At 45.1% G+C, this 20,246-nt stretch carries 17 protein-coding genes and 1 pseudogene; 10 read left to right on the top strand and 8 right to left on the bottom strand.

The window, feature by feature from the left end:
* Positions 1–11 precede the first annotated feature (11 nt).
* The 4 genes from SHAL_RS20860 to SHAL_RS20845 all read right to left on the bottom strand — a co-directional run bounded on the left by SHAL_RS20860 (position 12) and on the right by SHAL_RS20845 (position 4,721).
* A complete protein-coding gene (locus tag SHAL_RS20860; RefSeq protein ID WP_012279097.1) occupies positions 12–782 on the bottom strand; it encodes an outer membrane protein OmpK in 771 nt (256 codons plus the stop codon).
* 18 nt (positions 783–800) lie between these two features.
* Positions 801–1,892 carry an anaerobic sulfatase maturase gene (locus tag SHAL_RS20855; protein WP_012279096.1) on the bottom strand — a complete coding sequence of 364 codons (1,092 nt, stop codon included), beginning with the start codon at positions 1,890–1,892 and terminating at the stop codon, positions 801–803.
* A 461-nt stretch (positions 1,893–2,353) separates the two neighbouring features.
* On the bottom strand, positions 2,354–3,562 hold the full coding sequence (locus SHAL_RS20850) for an NAD(P)/FAD-dependent oxidoreductase (protein ID WP_012279095.1): 1,209 nt from the start codon (positions 3,560–3,562) through the stop codon (positions 2,354–2,356).
* Positions 3,563–3,845: 283 nt separating this feature from the next.
* Positions 3,846–4,721, bottom strand: coding sequence for a LysR family transcriptional regulator (locus SHAL_RS20845; RefSeq protein ID WP_012279094.1), 876 nt, complete (start codon positions 4,719–4,721; stop codon positions 3,846–3,848).
* 324 nt (positions 4,722–5,045) lie between these two features.
* On the opposite strand from SHAL_RS20845, the gene SHAL_RS20840 reads away from it, so the two are divergent.
* The 7 genes from SHAL_RS20840 to SHAL_RS20810 all read left to right on the top strand — a co-directional run bounded on the left by SHAL_RS20840 (position 5,046) and on the right by SHAL_RS20810 (position 11,189).
* Positions 5,046–6,197: an iron-containing alcohol dehydrogenase gene (locus SHAL_RS20840; protein ID WP_012279093.1), complete on the top strand. Its 1,152-nt coding sequence runs from the start codon at positions 5,046–5,048 to the stop codon at positions 6,195–6,197.
* A gap of 86 nt (positions 6,198–6,283) precedes the next feature.
* Positions 6,284–6,841: an S-(hydroxymethyl)glutathione synthase gene (gene gfa / locus SHAL_RS20835; RefSeq protein ID WP_041416634.1), complete on the top strand. Its 558-nt coding sequence runs from the start codon at positions 6,284–6,286 to the stop codon at positions 6,839–6,841.
* 609 nt (positions 6,842–7,450) lie between these two features.
* The gene (locus SHAL_RS20830; RefSeq protein WP_012279091.1) at positions 7,451–7,717 is read left to right on the top strand and encodes a DksA/TraR family C4-type zinc finger protein; all 267 of its coding nucleotides are present in this window, start codon (positions 7,451–7,453) and stop codon (positions 7,715–7,717) included.
* Between the two features lie 237 nt (positions 7,718–7,954).
* Entirely contained in the window at positions 7,955–9,085 is a 1,131-nt protein-coding gene (locus SHAL_RS20825; RefSeq protein ID WP_012279090.1) for an S-(hydroxymethyl)glutathione dehydrogenase/class III alcohol dehydrogenase, read from the top strand.
* 155 nt (positions 9,086–9,240) lie between these two features.
* Positions 9,241–10,080: an S-formylglutathione hydrolase gene (fghA, locus tag SHAL_RS20820; RefSeq protein WP_012279089.1), complete on the top strand. Its 840-nt coding sequence runs from the start codon at positions 9,241–9,243 to the stop codon at positions 10,078–10,080.
* Positions 10,081–10,318: 238 nt separating this feature from the next.
* Positions 10,319–10,645 carry a DMT family transporter gene (locus SHAL_RS20815; protein ID WP_012279088.1) on the top strand — a complete coding sequence of 109 codons (327 nt, stop codon included), beginning with the start codon at positions 10,319–10,321 and terminating at the stop codon, positions 10,643–10,645.
* Positions 10,646–10,769: 124 nt separating this feature from the next.
* Positions 10,770–11,189, top strand: coding sequence for a DUF6491 family protein (locus SHAL_RS20810; RefSeq protein ID WP_012279087.1), 420 nt, complete (start codon positions 10,770–10,772; stop codon positions 11,187–11,189).
* Positions 11,190–11,314: 125 nt separating this feature from the next.
* Here SHAL_RS20810 and SHAL_RS20805 read toward each other — a convergent pair whose 3' ends face one another.
* Positions 11,315–12,961 (bottom strand): ShlB/FhaC/HecB family hemolysin secretion/activation protein, encoded by a 1,647-nt coding sequence (locus SHAL_RS20805; protein ID WP_012279086.1) that lies wholly within the window; start codon positions 12,959–12,961, stop codon positions 11,315–11,317.
* Positions 12,962–13,130: 169 nt separating this feature from the next.
* A complete protein-coding gene (locus SHAL_RS20800; RefSeq protein WP_012279085.1) occupies positions 13,131–14,351 on the bottom strand; it encodes a threonine/serine exporter family protein in 1,221 nt (406 codons plus the stop codon).
* A 223-nt stretch (positions 14,352–14,574) separates the two neighbouring features.
* Here SHAL_RS20800 and SHAL_RS20795 point away from each other — a divergent pair.
* The 3 genes and pseudogenes from SHAL_RS20795 (at position 14,575) to SHAL_RS20785 (ending at position 18,038) form a co-directional block, all read left to right on the top strand.
* Positions 14,575–14,974, top strand: a pseudogene (locus SHAL_RS20795) (MAPEG family protein).
* Between the two features lie 244 nt (positions 14,975–15,218).
* Positions 15,219–17,552 carry a YgiQ family radical SAM protein gene (locus SHAL_RS20790; protein ID WP_012279083.1) on the top strand — a complete coding sequence of 778 codons (2,334 nt, stop codon included), beginning with the start codon at positions 15,219–15,221 and terminating at the stop codon, positions 17,550–17,552.
* 144 nt (positions 17,553–17,696) lie between these two features.
* Positions 17,697–18,038, top strand: coding sequence for a YkvA family protein (locus tag SHAL_RS20785; protein ID WP_012279082.1), 342 nt, complete (start codon positions 17,697–17,699; stop codon positions 18,036–18,038).
* A 41-nt stretch (positions 18,039–18,079) separates the two neighbouring features.
* Here the strand turns inward: SHAL_RS20785 and SHAL_RS20780 are convergent, their stop codons facing one another.
* Together SHAL_RS20780 and SHAL_RS20775 are read right to left on the bottom strand one after the other, a co-directional pair.
* Positions 18,080–19,135 (bottom strand): porin, encoded by a 1,056-nt coding sequence (locus tag SHAL_RS20780; protein ID WP_041416152.1) that lies wholly within the window; start codon positions 19,133–19,135, stop codon positions 18,080–18,082.
* 146 nt (positions 19,136–19,281) lie between these two features.
* Positions 19,282–20,235 (bottom strand): formate dehydrogenase subunit gamma, encoded by a 954-nt coding sequence (locus SHAL_RS20775; protein WP_012279080.1) that lies wholly within the window; start codon positions 20,233–20,235, stop codon positions 19,282–19,284.
* Positions 20,236–20,246: the final 11 nt, after the last annotated feature.

Genomic DNA, 20,246 nt, shown 5'->3' with positions numbered 1-20,246 from the left:
GTTATATTTCCTTAGAATTTGTAGCCAGCCATAAAGATTATTTGGTCGCCATAGCCTTCAACTGCAAGCTTGTTGTAGAAGTAGCGGTAGGTCACATCGGCGACAAAATGTTTGGTAGGTTTGTACGATAGCGTCAGACCACCGTTGATACCGAAATCACCGTGCTGTTGCTCTGCATAAGCATCGTTACGGGCGATTTCAAATTCGTTCCAGTTGGTAAGCGAAAATTGCGGGCTAAGATGATAAGCGCCGACCCAACCCACCATGACACCGTTCATGCCATTGGAAGACTCGCCAGTAGAGGTCGATTTAACATCGCCGGACATAATATGCGCACCAACAAAAGGCTTGAAGAAGCCAGCTTTTGATGAATAACCTAGGTAACCCATACCTAAAATGGTGCTGACATCATCAGAGAATTTAGGGTTGTTCTCATACTGAGCATAGAACTTACCAAAGGCGGTAAAGTTGCTGTCAAACAGGCGGATGTGAGTATTGGCAGTGAATACTTGGTTACGGGTGTCATCTGGGTGATCGAAGCGGTTGTACTCTAAAAATCCGTAGTACTCGTATCCTTTATGGATAGCACCATAGTCGGCGAATATCTTGAGTAGATCGCCACGGCCGACATCTTCAAGTCCCATGTCCCAGTTGGCATAACCTACTTTTATTGAACCGTAATCAAAGATAAAGCCATTGTCTTGATCAGCAAAGGCAGAGCCTGTTCCTGCCAGAGATAGCGATAGTGCAAGTGCTAACTTTTTAATATTTTTATTGCGCATTTGGTTTTTGACCTTAGGTTACAGTAGGTTGTTTATGATTATTTTTACGGGCTCTTTAGTGTGCTTAAAGAGTAATTTGTAAGATGGGCATAGGTAGTTGCTCCCATCTGGCAGTGAATGCTTTGGGCAGCCGCCATTACATAAAGACAGGTATTCACAGCGTTGGCATTCTTTAGTGATACTGCGTAGCTCTTGAAACTTTTGATGTTTATCTGACTGGGCCATCTCAGTGAAATTCTGTGTTTCGATATTACCGATACGGAATTGGTCGGTGACAAAATGATCGCAAGAGTAAACTTCACCATTAGACTCAATAACCAGAGGCGAGCCACACTGTTTATTATGAAAACAGATAAGAGGGTGGTTATTGACGTAACTTGAGAGAATGCTCTCAAAGTTCATTATGAAGGTGTAATTAATGTCTTGTTTAGCCCACTCATTAAAAACATCAACTAAGAAAGTGCCAAAGCCTTTTTGTGGCAAGGTGAAAGGTGCAACTTTATTTTTTTTATCAAATACGACAATCGGAATAAACTGCATATACCGAACACCCATTTGTTTTAAGTTACTGTAAACCGTTTTGCCTTTATTCCAATTGCTACTATTAATGGTACAGAGCGCGTTATATTCAATTTTAAATTCGTTTAACAGCGCGATAGCTTGTTTTACGCGCTCATAGGTTGGTGAGCCATTAATAGAAATACGATATTTATCATGGGCCGTCTGCGTGCCATCAATAGAGATCCCGACGAGGAAATTATGTTCTTTTAAGAATTTCATCCACTGTCGATTTAGTGCTATGCCATTGGTCTGCAGCGAGTTACTGATCTCTTTTTCGCCAGCGAACTCTTGTTGAAATTTTATCGCCTTTTGAAAGAAGTCCAGTCCAGCTAGCGTTGGCTCGCCACCTTGCCACACAAAGTTGACGCTAGGGGTGTTGGATTGTTCGATGTATTTCTTGGTGAAATCACGCAGCACTTCATCCGTCATTAAATTTGATGGCTGGTGATTCAGTTGATCAGCCGTTCCTAAGTAAAAACAATAAGAGCATTTTAAATTACACTTATCACTTACAGGTTTAGCCATTACGGTAAATACGTCAATACTCATTTTAGACAGAACTTAGCGACCCAATTTTGGGGCGGATGTTACCTGATGAATATTTAAAAGTCTTTGAGAAAAAGTGTGAGGTAAATGTGAATATTATTGGGGTGATTTTTATATTTAAACTTATTTGAAATCATTTAAACTTATTTAAATACAAAAATTCAGTACCAGTAGCGATTATTTTGTGAGAATTAATCTATTATTCAGGATTGCCCCTGACGGTATATGAAATAAATGCTTGCTTGTTGCTTTTTGGTGGTGCGCTTGCAGGTTTATTGTTGGTGTTTGTGGGAAGTTCTTTGGCGGTGGATACTGTCTCACAGGTGAAACACTGTTTTTGCAATACTGTAGTAATAGCGCGGTTACTTATGAGGTAACGGTATGCATATAAAGTTGTTAGAAGCAGGAGTTAGAAATCTCCTGCTTTGCAGCTCTTTTTGTTTGATGATTCTTAAGTACTTGGGTTAGGCGGGTTTAAACAAACATTTGAGTCGCTTAAAAATAATCAAACGTGACATGGCTAGATAACCGCTAACGGTTTTTTGGTGTAAACGGAAAATCGTATCGTAGAGGCGGCGCACTAGGCGGCCCTTTAAGATCAATCTATCGTTCATCATGGTGCTAATGGCAAAATTATGCCCGATAGCGACCACCATGCCACCGTCGTTGTAGACAAATGGCTTGAGTGGTTTGCCACTTAAATGGGCCACTAGGCTCTTAGCTAAATGTACTGCTGCACGGTTTGCGGCCTGGGCTTTTGGCGGCACTTGGCTACCATCTGCCTGCGGAATGGCGGCGCAATCACCCAGTGCAAAAATAGATGAATCAAATGTCGTTGCCAGAGTTTGTTCCACGACCAGTTGGTTAAGTGAGTTGCTCTGCAGGCCGCCAATCTCTTTTAGCCAATCAGGGGCCTTAATACCCGCCGCCCAAAACTGCACATCGGCATTGAGTACTTGGCCGTCACTGGTGGTCATGCGATCCGCTTCGACACTGGCAATGCGAGTATTAAGCATTACGTTGATTTTATACTTTTCAAGTCTTAATAAAGCTTGCTCTGACATCTTCACAGGACCATTTGGCAACACTCTGTCAGCCGCCTCAATCAGGTTAATGTTAAGCCATGCCGCATAAGGGTTATCACTAAGTTCTGCACTGACTTTGGCAAGCTCAGCAGCGAGTTCTAGACCGGTTGCGCCTGCACCGACGATATTGATAGTGCAATCCTTACCAGAGCGCAGCAAGCTGCTGATTTGGTGCCAGCTATCGCGGGCTTGTGCTGAGGTATCTAAGAATAAGCAGTGCTCTTTTGCACCTTGGGTGGCAAAGTCATTACTAATGGCGCCGATAGCGATAATTAAGTAGTCGTAATCCAGAGTGTCCATTTCACCGTTTGGTTTACGAACCGCAAGCTTCTTGGTGGCACGATTAATATCCGTCATCCACGCTTGGTAATGCATGTAGCCATTTTTAGCACCGTGGCTGAAATAGCATAGGCTATCGAGATCACTGTCGAAGGTACCGGCAGCAATTTCGTGGAAACGTGGCTTCCAATAATGATGGGTTTCACCTTCTACTAAGATCACTTCATCTTGGCTATTCACACTACGACCTAGAAGACTTGCGATTTCAAGCCCGGCTGCGCCGCCACCAACAATAACAATACGAGACATAATAATTCCTCTGAGCATCGACAGATGCAGATGTAATTTGACAATAGCCTTGGGACTTAATGGGGATACTAAGGGTATGACCGAGTGCAGGGCTTTAGATGGCGCTCATTATAGTTATCGTTCCTTATGGAACAATTAGCTAAAAAGGTAAATTACTTTTACTACAGGGTAATAATATTTAGGTGAGCTCACAGCTATGCTGTTGAAATTATAGTTTTTTGTCATTTATTGAGGGGGGCTTTTGACCTATAACTTGGAGCATAGGTCAAAAGAAGGTGAGGTGTTATGCCTGTTTGAGGGCGTTACTTAAGTGTTCAAGTAGCATACGTACCTTAGGGGAAAGGTGGCGATTCTGCGGATAGAGTGCCCAAATACCCTCTTCAGGTTGGCGGTTCTGCTCCAGCAAGGTGACCAGCTGACCATCTTCTATAAAGGGATCGACGTAGTAATCGGGTAGCTGCACTATACCTATGCCTTTTATTGCAGCATCGACCAAGGCATGGCCACTGTTGCAGCTCAGCGTGCCTCTAACGCGCACATTTCTGGTTTTACCATTTTCTTGAAATCGCCAGTAATCCATCGTACCCATCAAGCAGTTATGCTGTTCTAACTCCGACAATGAATGTGGAATACCATAGGTTGAGATATAACTTGGTGAGGCGCAAACATATTGAGTTCGGCTGCTTAACTTCTTGGCCATCATGCTTGAATCCTCTAAATGTCCAAGCCTAATTGCCAAATCGTAACCCTCGTCAATTAAGTCCACCTTTTGATTGCTAAGGTTGAGCTTGACCTCAAGCTCTGGGTACTGAACCACAAAATCGTTAATCAGGGGCGCAATGGTCTTTTCGCCATAGGTGACCGGAGCGGTGATCTTAAGCAGCCCTCTTGGCGTTGTTTGCAAGTTAGTAATTGCTCGCTCTGCTTCTTCGAGGCCATCGAGCACCTGTCGGCAGTGCTGATAATAGATACGGCCGACTTCGGTGACAGACACCTTTCTAGTGGTGCGATGAAACAGCTTAGAAGCGAGTCGAGTTTCCAAGGCACTGATCTGCCTGCTGACCTGCGCGGTTGAGATCCCTAATCGTTGTGATGCCTTAGTAAAGCTTTCCGCCTCGGCTACGGCCACGAACTCGCTGACACCTTCCCAATTAAACATTATTACTCTCTAGAAATTATTACAGGAAAATATGCCTTAATTATTAACAAAATTAGGGTAAAAGCAATTTTTAATTTAGTGCTGTAGAAATCTTGAATCTGACCTAAGAAGCCTATATGGCCGTTATTAAGCGGGGTTTTATTATTACTTGTAGGTAAAAGTTATTTGTAAAAACCTTGGATTATCAAATTTGATGTGAGGAATATAATTGCTGCCATCGAGTGACATCAGGGTCACCCAGCCTCTCTTCTGCAAGTATTAATTTTAGTCCGAGGCTGATCAGTTTCTGTTTTTATCAATTTATATTTAGTAAAGGAAACACAAATGAGCACAACATTTTATATGCCTCCTATGTCAATGATGGGTCCAGATGCAATCAAGCAACTTGGTTCGGAATTGAATGCTAGAAATTTTCACAAGGCATTGATCGTTACCGATAAGGCGCTAGTCGATATTAAGTTGGTTGACCGTCTTACTGAAGAGTTATCGGCACATAACATCGCCTTTGCCATTTTCGATGGCGTTAAACCTAACCCAACTGAAAATAATATCGAGCAAGGCCTTAAGCTACTTAGCGCCGAAGATTGTGACTTGGTCATTTCGTTTGGCGGTGGATCTTCCCACGATTGCGCTAAAGGTATCGCCTTAGTCGCAACAAATGGTGGTCATATTCGTGACTACTCAAAGGGTGTGCATCTATCGACTAAACCGCAGTTACCTCTCGTGACGGTTAACACTACGGCGGGTACCGCTTCTGAGATGACCATCTTTGCCATTGTGACCAATGAGAAAGATGAGACTAAGTATCCAGTGGTTGATAAGAACCTAACCCCAATTATTGCAGTGAACGATTCAGAGCTAATGGTTGCTATGCCTAAGTTCTTAACCGCTGCTACGGGTATGGATGCACTGACTCATGCTGTCGAAGCTTATGTTTCTACTGCCGCGACACCGATCACCGATGCTTCTGCAATTAAGGCGATTGAGTTGATTTCAAGTAACTTAGAAGCCGTAGTCGATAACGGTGAAAACCGAGAAGCCCGTGATGCGATGCAATACGGTGAATTCCTAGCGGGTATGGCGTTCTCTAATGCGTCATTAGGTTACGTGCACTCAATGGCTCACCAGCTAGGTGGCGTATATGACTTAGTCCATGGTCTATGTAACGCCATTTTGCTACCTCATGTGTCTCGTTTCAATGCTGCTTTAAGCACTGAACGATTCGCCGATATCGCTAAGGCGATGGGCGTTGATAGCACAGGTATGAATGTTGCTGAAGCCGCAGAAGCGGGCATCCTTGCTATCGAAGCCTTATCTGAGTCAGTGGGCACAGCGCAGAAGCTTAGCGATCTTGGGGTTAAGCAAGACAAGTTAGAGTTTATGGCCATTAATGCCCTAAACGATGCCTGCTCTTTAACTAATCCAAGAAAAGCTAGCACCGAAGAGATCATCAATATTTTCAATCAAGCGATGTAATACCAATCGGTACAAAACATCTGGCTAAGGCTGAAATACTTCTGTGTTTGATATTTGAGCCTTGGTCTATTTTAGGAGTCATTACTATTAAAACTTTAATTCACCCACAAGTAGATAACGGGTTTCCTGCGACGGCAGAAAGCTTTGCTGGCGGTTCATTGCAATGTCAATGCGCTAATAACCCTATTGAAGTCACCATTGCAGCGCAAACAGCCCATAATCACGTATGTGGTTGTAGCAAATGCTGGAAGCCTGAAGGTGCGCTATTTGCACAAATTGCAGTAGTATCAAAAGATAAGGTTAGTGTAACCGCTAATGCAGATAAGCTACAGATCATCGATGAGAGCGCTGCGATACAACGTCATGCATGTAAAGAGTGCGGCACCCATATGTATGGCCGTATCGAAAACACGGGTCACCCTTTCTATGGCTTAGACTTTGTTCATACCGAACTCTCTAAGCAGCAAGGCTGGTCTGCTCCTGAATTTGCCGCGTTTGTATCGTCAATCATAGAATCAGGTACAGCACCTGAGGCGATGGCTGATGTGCGTCAAACACTGAAGGACTTAGGCTTACCACCTTATGACTGTTTATCGCCAGCATTAATGGATGCGATTGCAACGCACGTTGCGGCAAACAAGTAATGCCAACTCTTGAGTCGATATAGGCTCATATAGAAAAAAGCGCTTCGGCGCTTTTTTTGTGTTTGTAGCGATTAGTTTTAATGGGGTTTATGAATTTAGCCTGTCGCTTCTCAAAAGGTATTGTTACGAATATGCAAAGGTGTTTTAAGTACTTAGTGGATTATCATTATTAGTGAAACAGCTATAATGTTTGTTATCGAAATGACGCAGAATAATGAGATTTAAAGTCTGGGTTATTTAACTCAACGCCGAGTGATAAAGATGCTTTGCCTAAGGTTGCTTATATCTAGGACTGCTTATATCTAGGATGGCTCATATCTAAGTATTCATTGATAGTTGAAGGGACAAAATGCAGATTGTTAGACGCAACCTTGATCTTCAACTATAGATGAGGGAGCAGCTAAATCGCTCCATGCTTCGGCAGCCACTAATTGTCAGTTAGAGAGGAACTCTAATCTTTAACTATAGATGAAGGGGCTACTAAATCGATTCATGCTCGGCAGCCACTAGTTGTCAGTTAGAGAGGAACTCTAATCTTCAACTATAGATGAAGGGCTGTTAAATCGATTCATGCTCGGCAACTGCTAATTGTCATAGAGAGGTACTAACATGGCAGGTGGATGGTCAAGAGACGGTGCGGTGCAAGATCAAATCGACAGCAGTGTTGAAGATGCAGTCGCAACCGCGAGAAGTAGGCTTGTTGGCGGGGTTAGCTTGTTACATTGTGAAGAGTGTGGTGAGGAGATCCCCGAGGCTAGGCGTATTGCCGTACCCGGTGTTCGACTCTGTATTCATTGTCAAAATGAACTCGATAGCACTCAGGCAAAGCAGCATCTGTTTAATCGCCGAGGCAGTAAGGATAGCCAGCTACGTTAATCAGGCTGCCAAGAAAGTGAATATCAAAACAGTTAACGGCTTGGCTTGAGCAGAGATCAGGCCAAAGACACTTCAGCTATAAATAATGAAGTGGCTCACTAAGTGATTATTACCATATGGTAAAGGTAAATTACCTATTGATGGGATTATCAATATTGAAGAGGTAGTTATAATCTTTGCCATACCCACGGCGGTGAAGCACCGCAATTTAAAGATTATTAAAAGTAGGAATACAAGATGACAGCACAAACAATTAAATCAAAAGCCGCAGTTGCTTGGGCCGTTGGCGAGCCACTATCTATGGAAATCGTAGATGTTATGCCACCTCAAAAAGGTGAAGTGCGCGTTAAGATGATCGCCACTGGTGTATGCCACACCGATGCATTCACTCTTTCAGGTGACGATCCAGAAGGGATCTTCCCTTGTATTCTTGGCCATGAAGGTGGCGGTATCGTTGAGTCTATTGGTGAAGGCGTAACTAGCGTTCAAGTCGGTGACCACGTGATCCCACTTTACACTCCTGAGTGTGGCGAATGTAAATTCTGTAAGTCTGGCAAGACTAACCTTTGTCAGAAGATCCGTGAAACTCAAGGTAAAGGTTTAATGCCTGATGGTACGAGTCGTTTCTCTAAAGATGGTCAGATAATTTACCACTACATGGGCACTTCTACTTTCTCTGAGTACACGGTATTGCCTGAGATTTCGCTCGCTAAAGTTAACCCAGAAGCGCCACTAGAAGAAGTCTGTTTACTCGGTTGTGGTGTCACAACGGGTATGGGTGCGGTAATGAACACGGCTAAAGTTGAAGAGGGCGCAACTGTTGCTATCTTCGGTATGGGCGGTATCGGTCTATCGGCTGTTATTGGCGCGGCAATGGCTAAAGCCTCACGCATCATTGCTATTGACATCAATGAAAGTAAGTTTGACCTTGCTCGTAAGTTGGGTGCAACTGATTGCATTAACCCTAAAGATTACGACAAGCCAATCCAAGATGTGATTGTTGAGCTAACAGATGGCGGTGTTGATTACTCATTCGAGTGTATCGGTAACGTACACGTGATGCGTAGCGCACTTGAGTGCTGTCATAAAGGTTGGGGTGAGTCAGTCGTTATTGGTGTTGCGGGTGCAGGCCAAGAGATCTCAACTCGTCCATTCCAATTAGTGACTGGTCGTGTGTGGAAAGGTAGTGCGTTTGGTGGTGTTAAAGGTCGCTCTGAGCTTCCAGATTATGTTGAGCGTTACCTTGCAGGCGAGTTCAAGTTGAGTGACTTTATTACTCACACTATGAGCCTTGAGCAAGTAAACGAAGCATTCGACCTAATGCACGAAGGTAAGAGTATTCGTACTGTTATTCACTTCGACAAGTAAATAGTTAGTCAAGATAACAAGCGCTCTCGAGCGCTTGTTGTTTTTAAAGGCCAGATTTTTAAAGATTGAACATCTATTGGTTTAGCTTTTAAAGATTGGGCTTTAAAGATTAACCTTTCAAAATTAAGTAAAAAATTTATAGGAGTCGGTATTAAATGACCGTTGAAAATATCAGTGTAAATAAGAGCTTTGGTGGCTGGCATAAACAATATAGCCATCATTCGAAGACACTTAATTGCGCCATGCGATTTGCCATTTACTTACCGCCTCAAGCGTCAAATGGTGAAAAGGTGCCGGTGCTTTATTGGCTATCTGGCTTAACCTGTACCGACGAAAACTTTATGCAAAAAGCTGGCGCTCAGCGCATGGCTGCAGAACTTGGCATCGCGATTGTTGCGCCTGATACCAGCCCTCGAGGCGACGATGTTGCCGATGATACTGGCTACGATCTCGGTAAGGGTGCAGGTTTCTATGTTAACGCCACTCAAGCACCTTGGAATCGTCATTATAGAATGTATGACTATGTGGTAAATGAATTGCCGCGGCTGATAGAGTCGATGTTCCCCGTCAGCGATAAGCGCTCAATTGCGGGTCACTCTATGGGCGGGCATGGCGCACTCGTTATTGCGATGCGTAACCCACAGGTGTATCAGTCAGTGTCGGCATTTAGTCCGATTACTAATCCAGTCAACTGCCCTTGGGGTAAAAAGGCATTCACCGCTTATTTAGGCCGTGATACCACTACATGGACTGACTACGATGCTAGCCTGTTGATGCGTCAAGCGACTGAGTTTGTGCCAGCGCTAGTAGATCAGGGAGAGGCTGATGACTTCCTTGTTGAGCAATTAAAGCCAGAGGTGTTAGAAGCTGCTGCCAAGTTAAGTGGCTATCCACTGACGCTCAATATGCAAGAAGGCTTCGATCATAGCTATTACTTCATCTCTAGCTTTATTGAAAGCCACCTGCGCTTTCATGCAGAGCACTTGGCTAAATAAAGTGATCAGCCGTTTTTTAAATGAGTGAAGTCATTCGTTAGATTACTTCGTTTGATGACTCTCAGTTTGCCAAATAGCCGCCATGTAGGGCGGCTTTTTGTTATCCCTTAAAAGACTATTACCACGGGGTAAAAGATATTTGTAATTTGTGCTAATTATCATTCAATTTCAAAGGAATATAATAAGCGCATTAAATAACAATAGGCATCAGCCTGACAAACATAAGTAGGGCGTTAGCATGAGTTGGATTTTTCTTTTACTGGGTGTGGTGGCAGAAGCTTTGTCTCATGTGGCGCTGAAGGCAACCGATGGTTTCAGTAAGCCGCTACCCGCGGCGCTGGTTTTACTGGGTCACTTGACTGCATTTGTTTTCCTAGGTCAGGCAATGAAAGGAATGCCGGTTGGTGTGGTGCATGCTTTATGGGCAGGCTTGGCTATCGTGACTGTAACCTTGTTATCGGCGCTGTTTTACCGTCAGCATCTAGATATGACTGCTTGGGTTGGCATGGCGTTGGTGGCCGCTGGTGTGATGATGATTAACTTCTCCCAAGGACACGCTCATTAGGTCGATAAGAGCGAATTTTATTCGCATCATTGGGCTAATGGTTTTACTCTAAAATCGCTTGGTTGTTTTTTGCGCATTCGTTAATAAGTGCTACAGTAGAATTGAATTTTAAGGAGATGAATTTATGCGTTTACTCAAATTAATACCTTTATTGTTTATTGTGGTTTTAGCGGGTTGTGCTTCGAGTGAAGCGAGCAAAGAGCACGCGGCAATGTATACCTTTCCTGATTTAGAGCAGGTCAATTCGATAGATAACTTTCGTATGGATGGCTGGGAGAGTGTGGATAGGTATTCGATTATCGTGGACTCTCGACCTAGACAGAGTTATCTGCTGATCTTAAGTGGCGGCTTAAATGGTCTTAACTTTGCCCAAGGTTTATTGGTGACATCTACTCTAGGCAAAGTAGAGGCAGGATTCGATTCGGTCTCGACACTTGATGATCCTATGATGAAGGCACAAATCAAGCGGATCTATAAGCTAAAAGATAAACAGCAGAAAAATGAAATTAAGGCCAAAATCGAAGCTTATGATGATGACAAATAACTTTAAGGGCTTGCGGTGCTAGAGAGATTGCCTCGAATTTGTTCGGGGCTCTGTTTTTTCTATTTTTCACCGTTTAATGTCAGTGATAGATAAATGCCGCTTAGCTGTGTAAGAGTTTAATCGGGTTAGAAGTGACTCTTTACCTGAAAACGCCACTCCCAACTGTTGACCTCCACCCCACTGGTATAAGGCACACTTAAATCGATATGAGCGACATTGCCATAGCTCGATTTCGATGAATAAATTCTAGCGCCAATACCGACACTGCCGATAGGCGAAGACACGGCATTATTTTCATCGGACCCACCAAAGGCGTGACCCACATCGGTAAAGAGTGCCCAGCCGAGTTCGGCTAACTGATACAGATTGATGTTAGGGTAGTTACGGAGTTCGGCGGTAAAGGCCCATTGATGATCGCCATACTGGTAGTCATTTGGATAGCCGCGAATACCCGTCTCATCACCTAGGGCGAATGGCTCGTCCAAGTAGTTATTTTGAGAGGTGCTGAGTCTGAGTTTTGAGTAGGCAGTCCATTTGGGTGTGATATGGTAGAAATACTCTGCAACAAGATTAACTTGATAGAAATCCTTCTGGCTGGTGGCAAACACACCTTTAGCATCCATCTCTAATAGAATCAGTTGTTCATCCCCCTGATAGCCACGGCTAGATTTCCAGCCTAAGTGATAACCCACGGGCGAGCTGTTATTGAGATCCCGAGTTTCGATACCTAGCTTAAAGTAGTGCTGCCAACCTAAGTTAAAGTCTTCGTTGTAATTAATCAGGTGCACATTGTTTAGCACCTTAAAGTCATCCTGCAGATATTGATAGGCAACCCAAGGGTAAAGAAAGTCTCTATCTTGTGGGAGCTGTGAACTAGGGTAGTTATCTACATGAGCAAACTCGTGACGGTCTTGGGTTATCCCGGTGATTATTCGAGAAAGCGACTGACTATCACGCTCAATCAGCCAGCCAAAACGTGCATTATTATAGGCCTCTGCATGCTCAAACTCGTTAATATCTTGGCCGTTTTGTTTGAGAGTATCGACACGCAAATCATCTAAGTATTCGGCGGAATACATATGGCTGCCGTCTAAGCTGTAGAAAGGTTTATTAAAATAGAGATACTTAGCCTGACCATCGCTGTTGTCATAAAAGCTAGCGGCGATGGTGGCGTGTTTGATGAAGTTTACAGGTGCCTCTACTGCAAATTTATAACCCGTTCGGTCAGTATCTGATTGGTACTTAATGCGAGTGCGGATACCGTAGCCGAGCAAGTTATCCTCTTTGAGTCCGATAGAAAACTTACTTTCTCCGCCGCTATGGCTGGCGCTAAAGGTGGGCAGTAGTGACCAGTTATCCCAGGTTTCAACCAGAATATTTTCACCTTCATCTGCGAGATCGGCATCGGCTGCAGGTTGAGAAAATGTGACTCTAGCGTCGCGGATATAGGCCTGAGAACGTAAAATTCGCTGCGCCTCTTCTAGATCTTTCTGGCTGACTTTATTACCTTCTGAAAAGCTCAGTTTATCGCGGATCACTAAGTCTCGCGTATTGATATGTAAATAGTTGGCCCAGCGATGGATGAAAAAGGTTTCAGGGTCGGAGAGATCAAAAATGTCGTTACTCTTGATCACAATATTCTTGGTTTGCTTTTTCTGCTCATAATCTTCTGGGCGCTTGTTATCTGATGTTTTGCTTTTGTTTTCAGCCGAAGCGGCACCCACTTGGATGCTAAAAATGATCGCTAATGCTAGGCTGAACACCCGCCCCATAGATTGAAGTCCTCCTTGGCTAAAATCGAAAACTGGTACAACTAATAACAGATGCTAAGTGTAGATTAGTCAAGTAATAGGGGGGGGATTTTACTTAAGTAAAAGATGATTTAAGACAATGGAAAAGAGCGCTAATAAGCGCTCTTTAGGTGTCGACTGCAGTTAGCTTTTACAAGGTGCGCCTTGGCGGAACGGCAACGTTGGCAAAAATTAAGCCTGCAACAATTGACATAAAGATTAAGAAAATCTGTATACCAAGGTGTGATTGATTAAAAATGGTTTCGCCTAAAATAAGGGTATTGAGTCCAATATAGGTTTTACTGCCCGGAACCAAGATGACGATACCTTGCAGCAACGCGATAGAGGCGGGGGCTTTCATCCAGCGAGCAAAGAGGTTTGAGTATATCCCTACCGCCAATGCGCCAAAGAAAATGCCGATAGATTCACCAAAATAGAGTCCGCCAAGCATGGCTGAGAAGAAGGCGACGGTTCCCGCTAATATTCCCCATGGTGAGTCTTTCATCCGAGCCTTGAAGATAATCACTAGCGCCATAGACAAGATAGGCACTGAGATAAATACTGCCCACTGGGGCAGTACCGCAGGCGGAATATAGGTCGTTTCATCAAATAGTGCCTTACCAATGGCCATGCCTAAAATCACCCCAAAATAGAGCTTGAATAGCAGCATGAAGGCATCCATGACCCTTGCGGTGCCAGAGATAAGGTCGCGGGCGGCGAGCTCGGCGAGTCCCAAGGTGAGGGCAAGGCCAGGAATAAAGATAATAATGCCGGACAGGATCACTACCGGAACGTTCACCGAGGGATCGATGCGGGCGATAGCAAAGGCGGCAATCGCGCACAGAATTGCGGCAAGCGGCTCTAACATCTCAGCCATCGATTTTGAGCGCTCGGCACTAAAAACCAATCCGTAAACCATTAGGCCTAACATGCCTGACCAAAATACATCGTTCCAGCTGGTGCCCATCAACATGGCGAAGGCGCCCGCCGAGATCCCAAAGGCCAGTAGCGTCAGTTTGGTGCCGTAGGGGTTGGGTTTATTGGAGATCTCTTCAAGACGCTCAAGTGCTTCACTTAAGGTGCGCTGACCCGACATCAGCTCTTCGACCAGTTCATCGGTTCTGGCTAATGAGCCCAAGTCTAGTTCGCCGGGTTTTACGCGGGCGACGTGATTGTACTCTTGGTCTTCATCATGTTGCAGCACGAAGGTCATCGCCGTTGGCGAGATCAAGAAGTAACCTTCAATGCCAAGCACGTGGGAAACGCCCTGAAGATGGGCTTCTAGGCGGTAGGCTGGAGTGCCAAATTTATGCAGCGCCTTGCCGAGCCGGATGATGAAACGGCGTTTTTCTAAAAACTCTTGATTATCCACTATGTTATTCGCTATAGGTGACTTCAGGATGATTTACTAGATGGAACAACTGCTTATTATTTTTATCAGTTGTTCGGCGCAGATGTTTGCTTGCTCTGTTTTGACGAGCGCATCTTAACCTATTTGAGCTAAAAAAGTTGCCATTTATTTACATAATGTTCTGTAATTGTAATTTCGTGGTGTTAATGACAAAACAGAAGATCCAAAATCAATAGGAGATCCAATGCCGCTTGCAATATCTGGGCTGTATATCAGTCTTACTGCACTGCTTACTGTTGTGCTCGCTTTTCGAGTGATTAAGCTCAGGCGAACCCATAAAATAGGCATCGGAAGTGCGGGGAATGAATCGTTGGAGTTGGCGCAAAGAGTGCACGCTAATTTATTAGAGAATGCCCCCATTGCTTTACTATTGTTTGTGACGGCAGAAATGAATGGTGCGAAAGCTGAGCTTTTGTATCTGTTTGGTACGGTATGGATTGTTGCGCGCTTATTACATGCGATTGGGTTAACTCAAGGACAGGGCGGTTATCATTTCGGCCGTTTCTGGGGGGTATTGCTAACGTGGGGGGGTCATACTGGGCTTGGCGGCAGTCAATCTATTTTACTTTGCAATGACCCTTTAGTTGGTTAATGCATGCAGAGAGTGAGCGTTGGTAACTTGGGTGCTATAAATGCTTGAAATCCCAGCCCACTGATACCCGCAGCCAAATTGTGGAATAGCAGGCTATACTAAAAAAAGCACCAATCTGATGCTTTTTTAGTCACACCTTGTAGGCGGAGCCTGTTATACTCCGCGTCCCCATTGTCAGAGTAACTTGGGGCGCGAAATCTGCGTAATTTTTGTATTTCAGTTAGGCTGCCTAATCCATGCAAGTAGAATCCACGTTATTTACCTTTCCAAAGTATCGCCCTGAGCTCACTCGCCCAGCGCCTTTCTTACCTATGTCTCGTAAAGAGATGGCTAAGTTAGGTTGGGATAGTTGTGACATTATTATCGTAACGGGCGATGCCTACGTGGATCATCCAAGTTTTGGTATGGCAGTCATTGGCCGCATGCTCGAAGCCCAAGGTTTTAGAGTGGGGATTATTTCCCAGCCTGATTGGTCTAACAAAGAAGACTTTATGAAGTTAGGCAAGCCTAACCTCTACTTTGGCGTGACTGCGGGTAACATGGACTCGATGATTAACCGCTATACCGCCGAGCGCCGTATGCGTCATGATGATGCCTACACCGCGGGTAATATTGGTGGTAAGCGTCCCGATCGCGCCGTGACTGTCTACACTCAACGCTGTAAAGAAGCCTTTAAGCAAGTACCTGTAGTGATAGGTGGTATCGAGGCGAGTCTGCGCCGCATTGCTCACTACGATTACTGGTCCGATAAAGTGCGTCGCAGTGTTGTTTTAGACGCTAAAGCCGATATCTTGATCTACGGCAACGCCGAACGTCCTTTAGTGGAGCTTTCTCATCGTTTGGCGGCTGGCGAGCCTATGTCACAGCTTCACGATATTCGTGGTACAGCGGTTATTCGTAACGAGCCGCTACCCGAATGGAAGGGGGTGGATTCGCGCAAGCTAGATCAGCTACATAAGATCGATCCAATTCCTAATCCGTACGGCGCCGATGATGTGGGTTGTAAAAACCTATCAGGGCCGACGGATGAGAAAATCTTCGACAATGATGCGCCTAAGGCTATCAGCGTCCAGCCTCCAAGACCTAAGCCTTGGGAGAAGACCTATGTCATGCTACCAAGCTATGAAAAGGTTTTAGAGGACAAATACCTGTATGCCCATGCCTCACGAATTTTGCATCAAGAGCAGAATCCGGGCTGCGCGCGCGCATTATTTCAAAAGCACGCCGAACGTGCAGTTTGGGTCAATCCACCGGCTTGGCCGCTCAATACCGATGAGATGGATGGCGTGTTCGATCTGGCATATCAGCGTGTGCCGCATCCGTCCTATGGCAAGGAGAAGATCCCTGCCTACGACATGATTAAGGCCTCGATTAATATTATGCGCGGTTGTTTTGGTGGCTGCTCATTCTGCTCGATCACTGAGCATGAAGGGCGGATCATTCAGAGTCGTTCACAAGAGTCCATTGTGAAAGAGATTAAAGATATTCAACAGAAGGTACCGGGCTTTACTGGGGTTATCTCGGATCTGGGTGGCCCAACGGCAAACATGTACCACCTAGGCTGCACTAGCGAAAAGGCCGAGAGCACTTGCCGCCGTCAATCTTGTATCTATCCATCGATTTGTGGTCATATGGATACCGACCATCAGCCGACCATCGACTTGTACCGCGCCGCCCGTGATGTACCGGGGATCAAGAAGGTCTTGATCGCCTCTGGTGTGCGTTATGACTTGGCTACCGAAGATCCACGCTACGTTAAAGAACTCGCGACTCACCATGTTGGTGGTTACCTTAAGATTGCTCCAGAGCACACAGAGGAAGGGCCGCTTAACAAGATGATGAAGCCGGGAATGGGCACTTACGACAAGTTTAAAACGCTTTTCGATAAGTACTCACAAGAGGCGGGTAAGAAACAGTATTTAATTCCTTACTTTATCTCGGCGCATCCTGGTACCACTAATGAAGATATGGTGAATCTGGCGTTATGGCTCAAGGCTGAGAAGTTTAAGCTCGATCAGGTGCAGAACTTCTACCCATCACCGATGGCGAATGCGACCACCATTTACCACACAGAGCTTAACTCGCTTAAAAACGTTAAGCACGATAGTGAACAGGTCACTGTGCCGAAGAAAGGCCGTCAGCGTAAGCTACATAAGGCCTTGCTGCGTTATCACGACTCGGCAGGCTGGCCGCTGATCCGTGAAGCGTTAATTGAGATGGGCAAAGAGAAATTAATTGGTAATGGCCCATCTTGCTTAGTCCCAGTGGAGACGCGCCAAGAGCGAGAAGCAAACAGAGCTAATAGTAAGACGTCTAACGCTAAAGATGATGGCAAAGGTAAGAAGGCCTTTACCCGTTTCTCTGGCGATCAATTTGATGATCGTAAATCTGGCCAGAATAAGTCTAGTCAGAATAAGTCTGGCCAGAAAAAGTCAGGTGGTAATAAAGCGGGTCAAGGCAAGCCGGATCAAAACAGATCTGGCCAAGGTGCTAAAACAGGCGCTAAGCCAACAGGTAAGCGCCCTCCAAAGAAAAATGCTTGGGGCACCACGCCTAAACACCAAAGATAGAGCATCAAAGCTAAAAGAACGCTTGGGGCACTCAAACAAGTGCCCAAAGCAGCAGTGATAAGCTTGCTGTAGCTAAATAAACTAAAATAAGGGAATATCTTTATACTGATTGGTATAAGTATTCCCTTTTTATTGGGCAGGATCATGACTCAAGAAACGAATGACACTAACGAATATAGCGACGAGAGCTTTTGGCAGAAGGTAAAACTATTTGCCAAAAAAGCGGGTCGTGAAGTGATCGATAACGCCTTGTGTCTCTATTATGCGGCTAAGCGTCCTGATACGCCTAAATGGGCTAAGACGGTAATTTTTGGCGCACTGGCTTACTTTATTGCACCGATTGATGCCATTCCAGATCTAACACCTATACTCGGCTATACTGACGATCTTGGCGCCTTAGCCGCAGCGCTGGCTATGGTGTCGATGTATGTCGATGATAACGTTAAAAACCAAGCCGCCGAAAAGTCAGCCGCTTGGTTTGATTAGTCTCGCTTTGTTAGCTTTACTCTAGGGGATCGAAAATAGACTTAGTCTCTCCAAGTGAGATTGAAGTCGTATTTAAAACCTATGGTCACGGCCCGATCGTCTTCACGGTTGTCAAAGTTTTTATCTAGGTATTCTAAATGCACTCGCACGTTAGCGACAGGGTTCCACTCTAAAGTAGTGTTAAAGCCGTTATAGTCAGCTGATGTATTGTCATCAATTCCATCTTTAAACATAAAGTAACCCAGTTTAACGGTATAATCATCGCTGAACGGGTAGGCCAGTGCCGTGTCTAAGGTGCTGCCACTGCGGTCTTTATTCATGCTACCAGCGTCATAGTTGTACTGCTTCTCTTGATAACTCGCGGCTAGATATAGATCGTTGCTAAAGGTGTAGGCAACTACACCGCCAAGAGTTTGATTATCACCTTCGATATCATTGCTATCTAGCGTGTTTTGGCTGATATAGCCTAATCCTATGTGTAGTCGCTGGAGGTCATAACCGACACCGACGTTAACTATATCGGTACCGCTTTCCCCGCTATCGCCATCAACCTGTGCACCCGCCATCCAAGTAAAGCCACCAGTGACTAGTTTATAGGTGACGAAGTTATCGACAAAAAATGGATTGTCATAGTCATAAGCGTAAGGGCTGTTGCCATGGTTAAAGATATCCACATATTCGGCCACTAAGGTGTATTGCGCCGGACGCTGTTTACCTATACCCACTTGACCGTAAGGAGAAGCTATCGCGGCATAGGCCTGACGGGCCTTACCGAAATTGCCTGAGTTAGCGATGTCGACGCTCCATTCACCATGGGCGATGGCGCTCCAACCATCGGCAAATTCTGTACTGGCCATGATACCGACTCTTGATAATGCGTCACGTACATCCCAGCTGTTCTCTTGGCCATTGTCTAGATAACTTAACGTTGGTCGAATAGAGCCATAAAGGCTGACTTGGCTGTTTTTAAATTGTGATGGTGAGGCATTGTTTTCGAGTTTGGCGATACGAGTTTCAAGATCGCCATTATCGTCTGCATAGGCATTGTAGCTGCATAAGCTAATCGTTACTGCGATTAGTGTTTTAAGTGTTTTCATCGGGAGCTTCTCTATATTTCGGCAGCAACAATTCACCATCTCTATTGATTAGAGTCGGGGTTGCATGACGAGCGATTAAGGTTTGGTTGAATTGCTCATCACTCCTTTATGGAGTGGTGAGCAAGGGAGTCTCTAACTTGCTGAGGTTATTTCAGCTCTTTGAACCATAAGTTGTGGTGCTGTTTAGCCCAGTTTTCATCGCAATAGCCACTGACCATGCACTCCATACCACCCTCAGACATGACCGTTGCCATAAATATATGCACGACAGTGAACATACCTAGGATTGCGGCAGAGAGTAGGTGAAGTATAAGGCTTAAATTCGCGGCGTCTTTAGTTGCAACCAAGCTTGGAAACATCAGGATCAGTCCAGAAACCACGAGCACGCCGCCGAAGAGTGCGAATGTCCAGAACCAGAGTTTTTCTCCCGCGTTGGCAAAGCCTGCATCCGGGTGTTGGTTCTTAAAGGAACCAAAATTCAGATAGCCCCCCATCACTTTAAACCAGCCGATATCGCAGCTTTCAGGCATCTGCTTGGCAGCCCACTTCACGACCATTATCGCCCAGCCTAGGAGGAAGGGAAACGCCATCATGTCATGCAAACCTACTGAGGTATTAATGACTCCCATCCAGCTATTTGTCGCCATATTAGGCTCTAACAGGAAGCGCCCTGCGGCCATGACGATACCTGTAATGATAAGGAATAGACAGGAGATGGCGCCTAGCCAGTGAATGAACACATCCATACCACTCCAGCGAGCCACTTTACGGCCTGAAAAGCCATTGGCTAACTTAGATTTGCCGTTGAATACCACAAAAATACCTAATAGCAAGATCATACCAAAGAAGCTATAGCTGAGTAGATCTGCCCAGTAGCTCGCAGGCGCTAGCGTTTCGATTCGACCTTGGTTAAATAGTGTGTCGATTACTGGCAGCTCAGCCTGTGTTGGCATACCTAATAGCTCTGGTATGTCGGCTTGAATAGCGACCTCTTTAACGGGTTGCCATAGTTGTGCGGTAGGCGCTTCTTCTGAAGCGATTGCCGGCAAACTAAAAATGGCTGTTAACATCATAGGAACTAAAGCTGTTAAACGTTTCATGTAATAACCTT

The sequence above is a fragment of the Shewanella halifaxensis HAW-EB4 genome (assembly GCF_000019185.1).
Lineage (GTDB): Bacteria > Pseudomonadota > Gammaproteobacteria > Enterobacterales > Shewanellaceae > Shewanella > Shewanella halifaxensis.
Note: the sequence above shows the minus strand (reverse complement) of the source record. Positions and strands in the feature narration are given on the sequence as shown.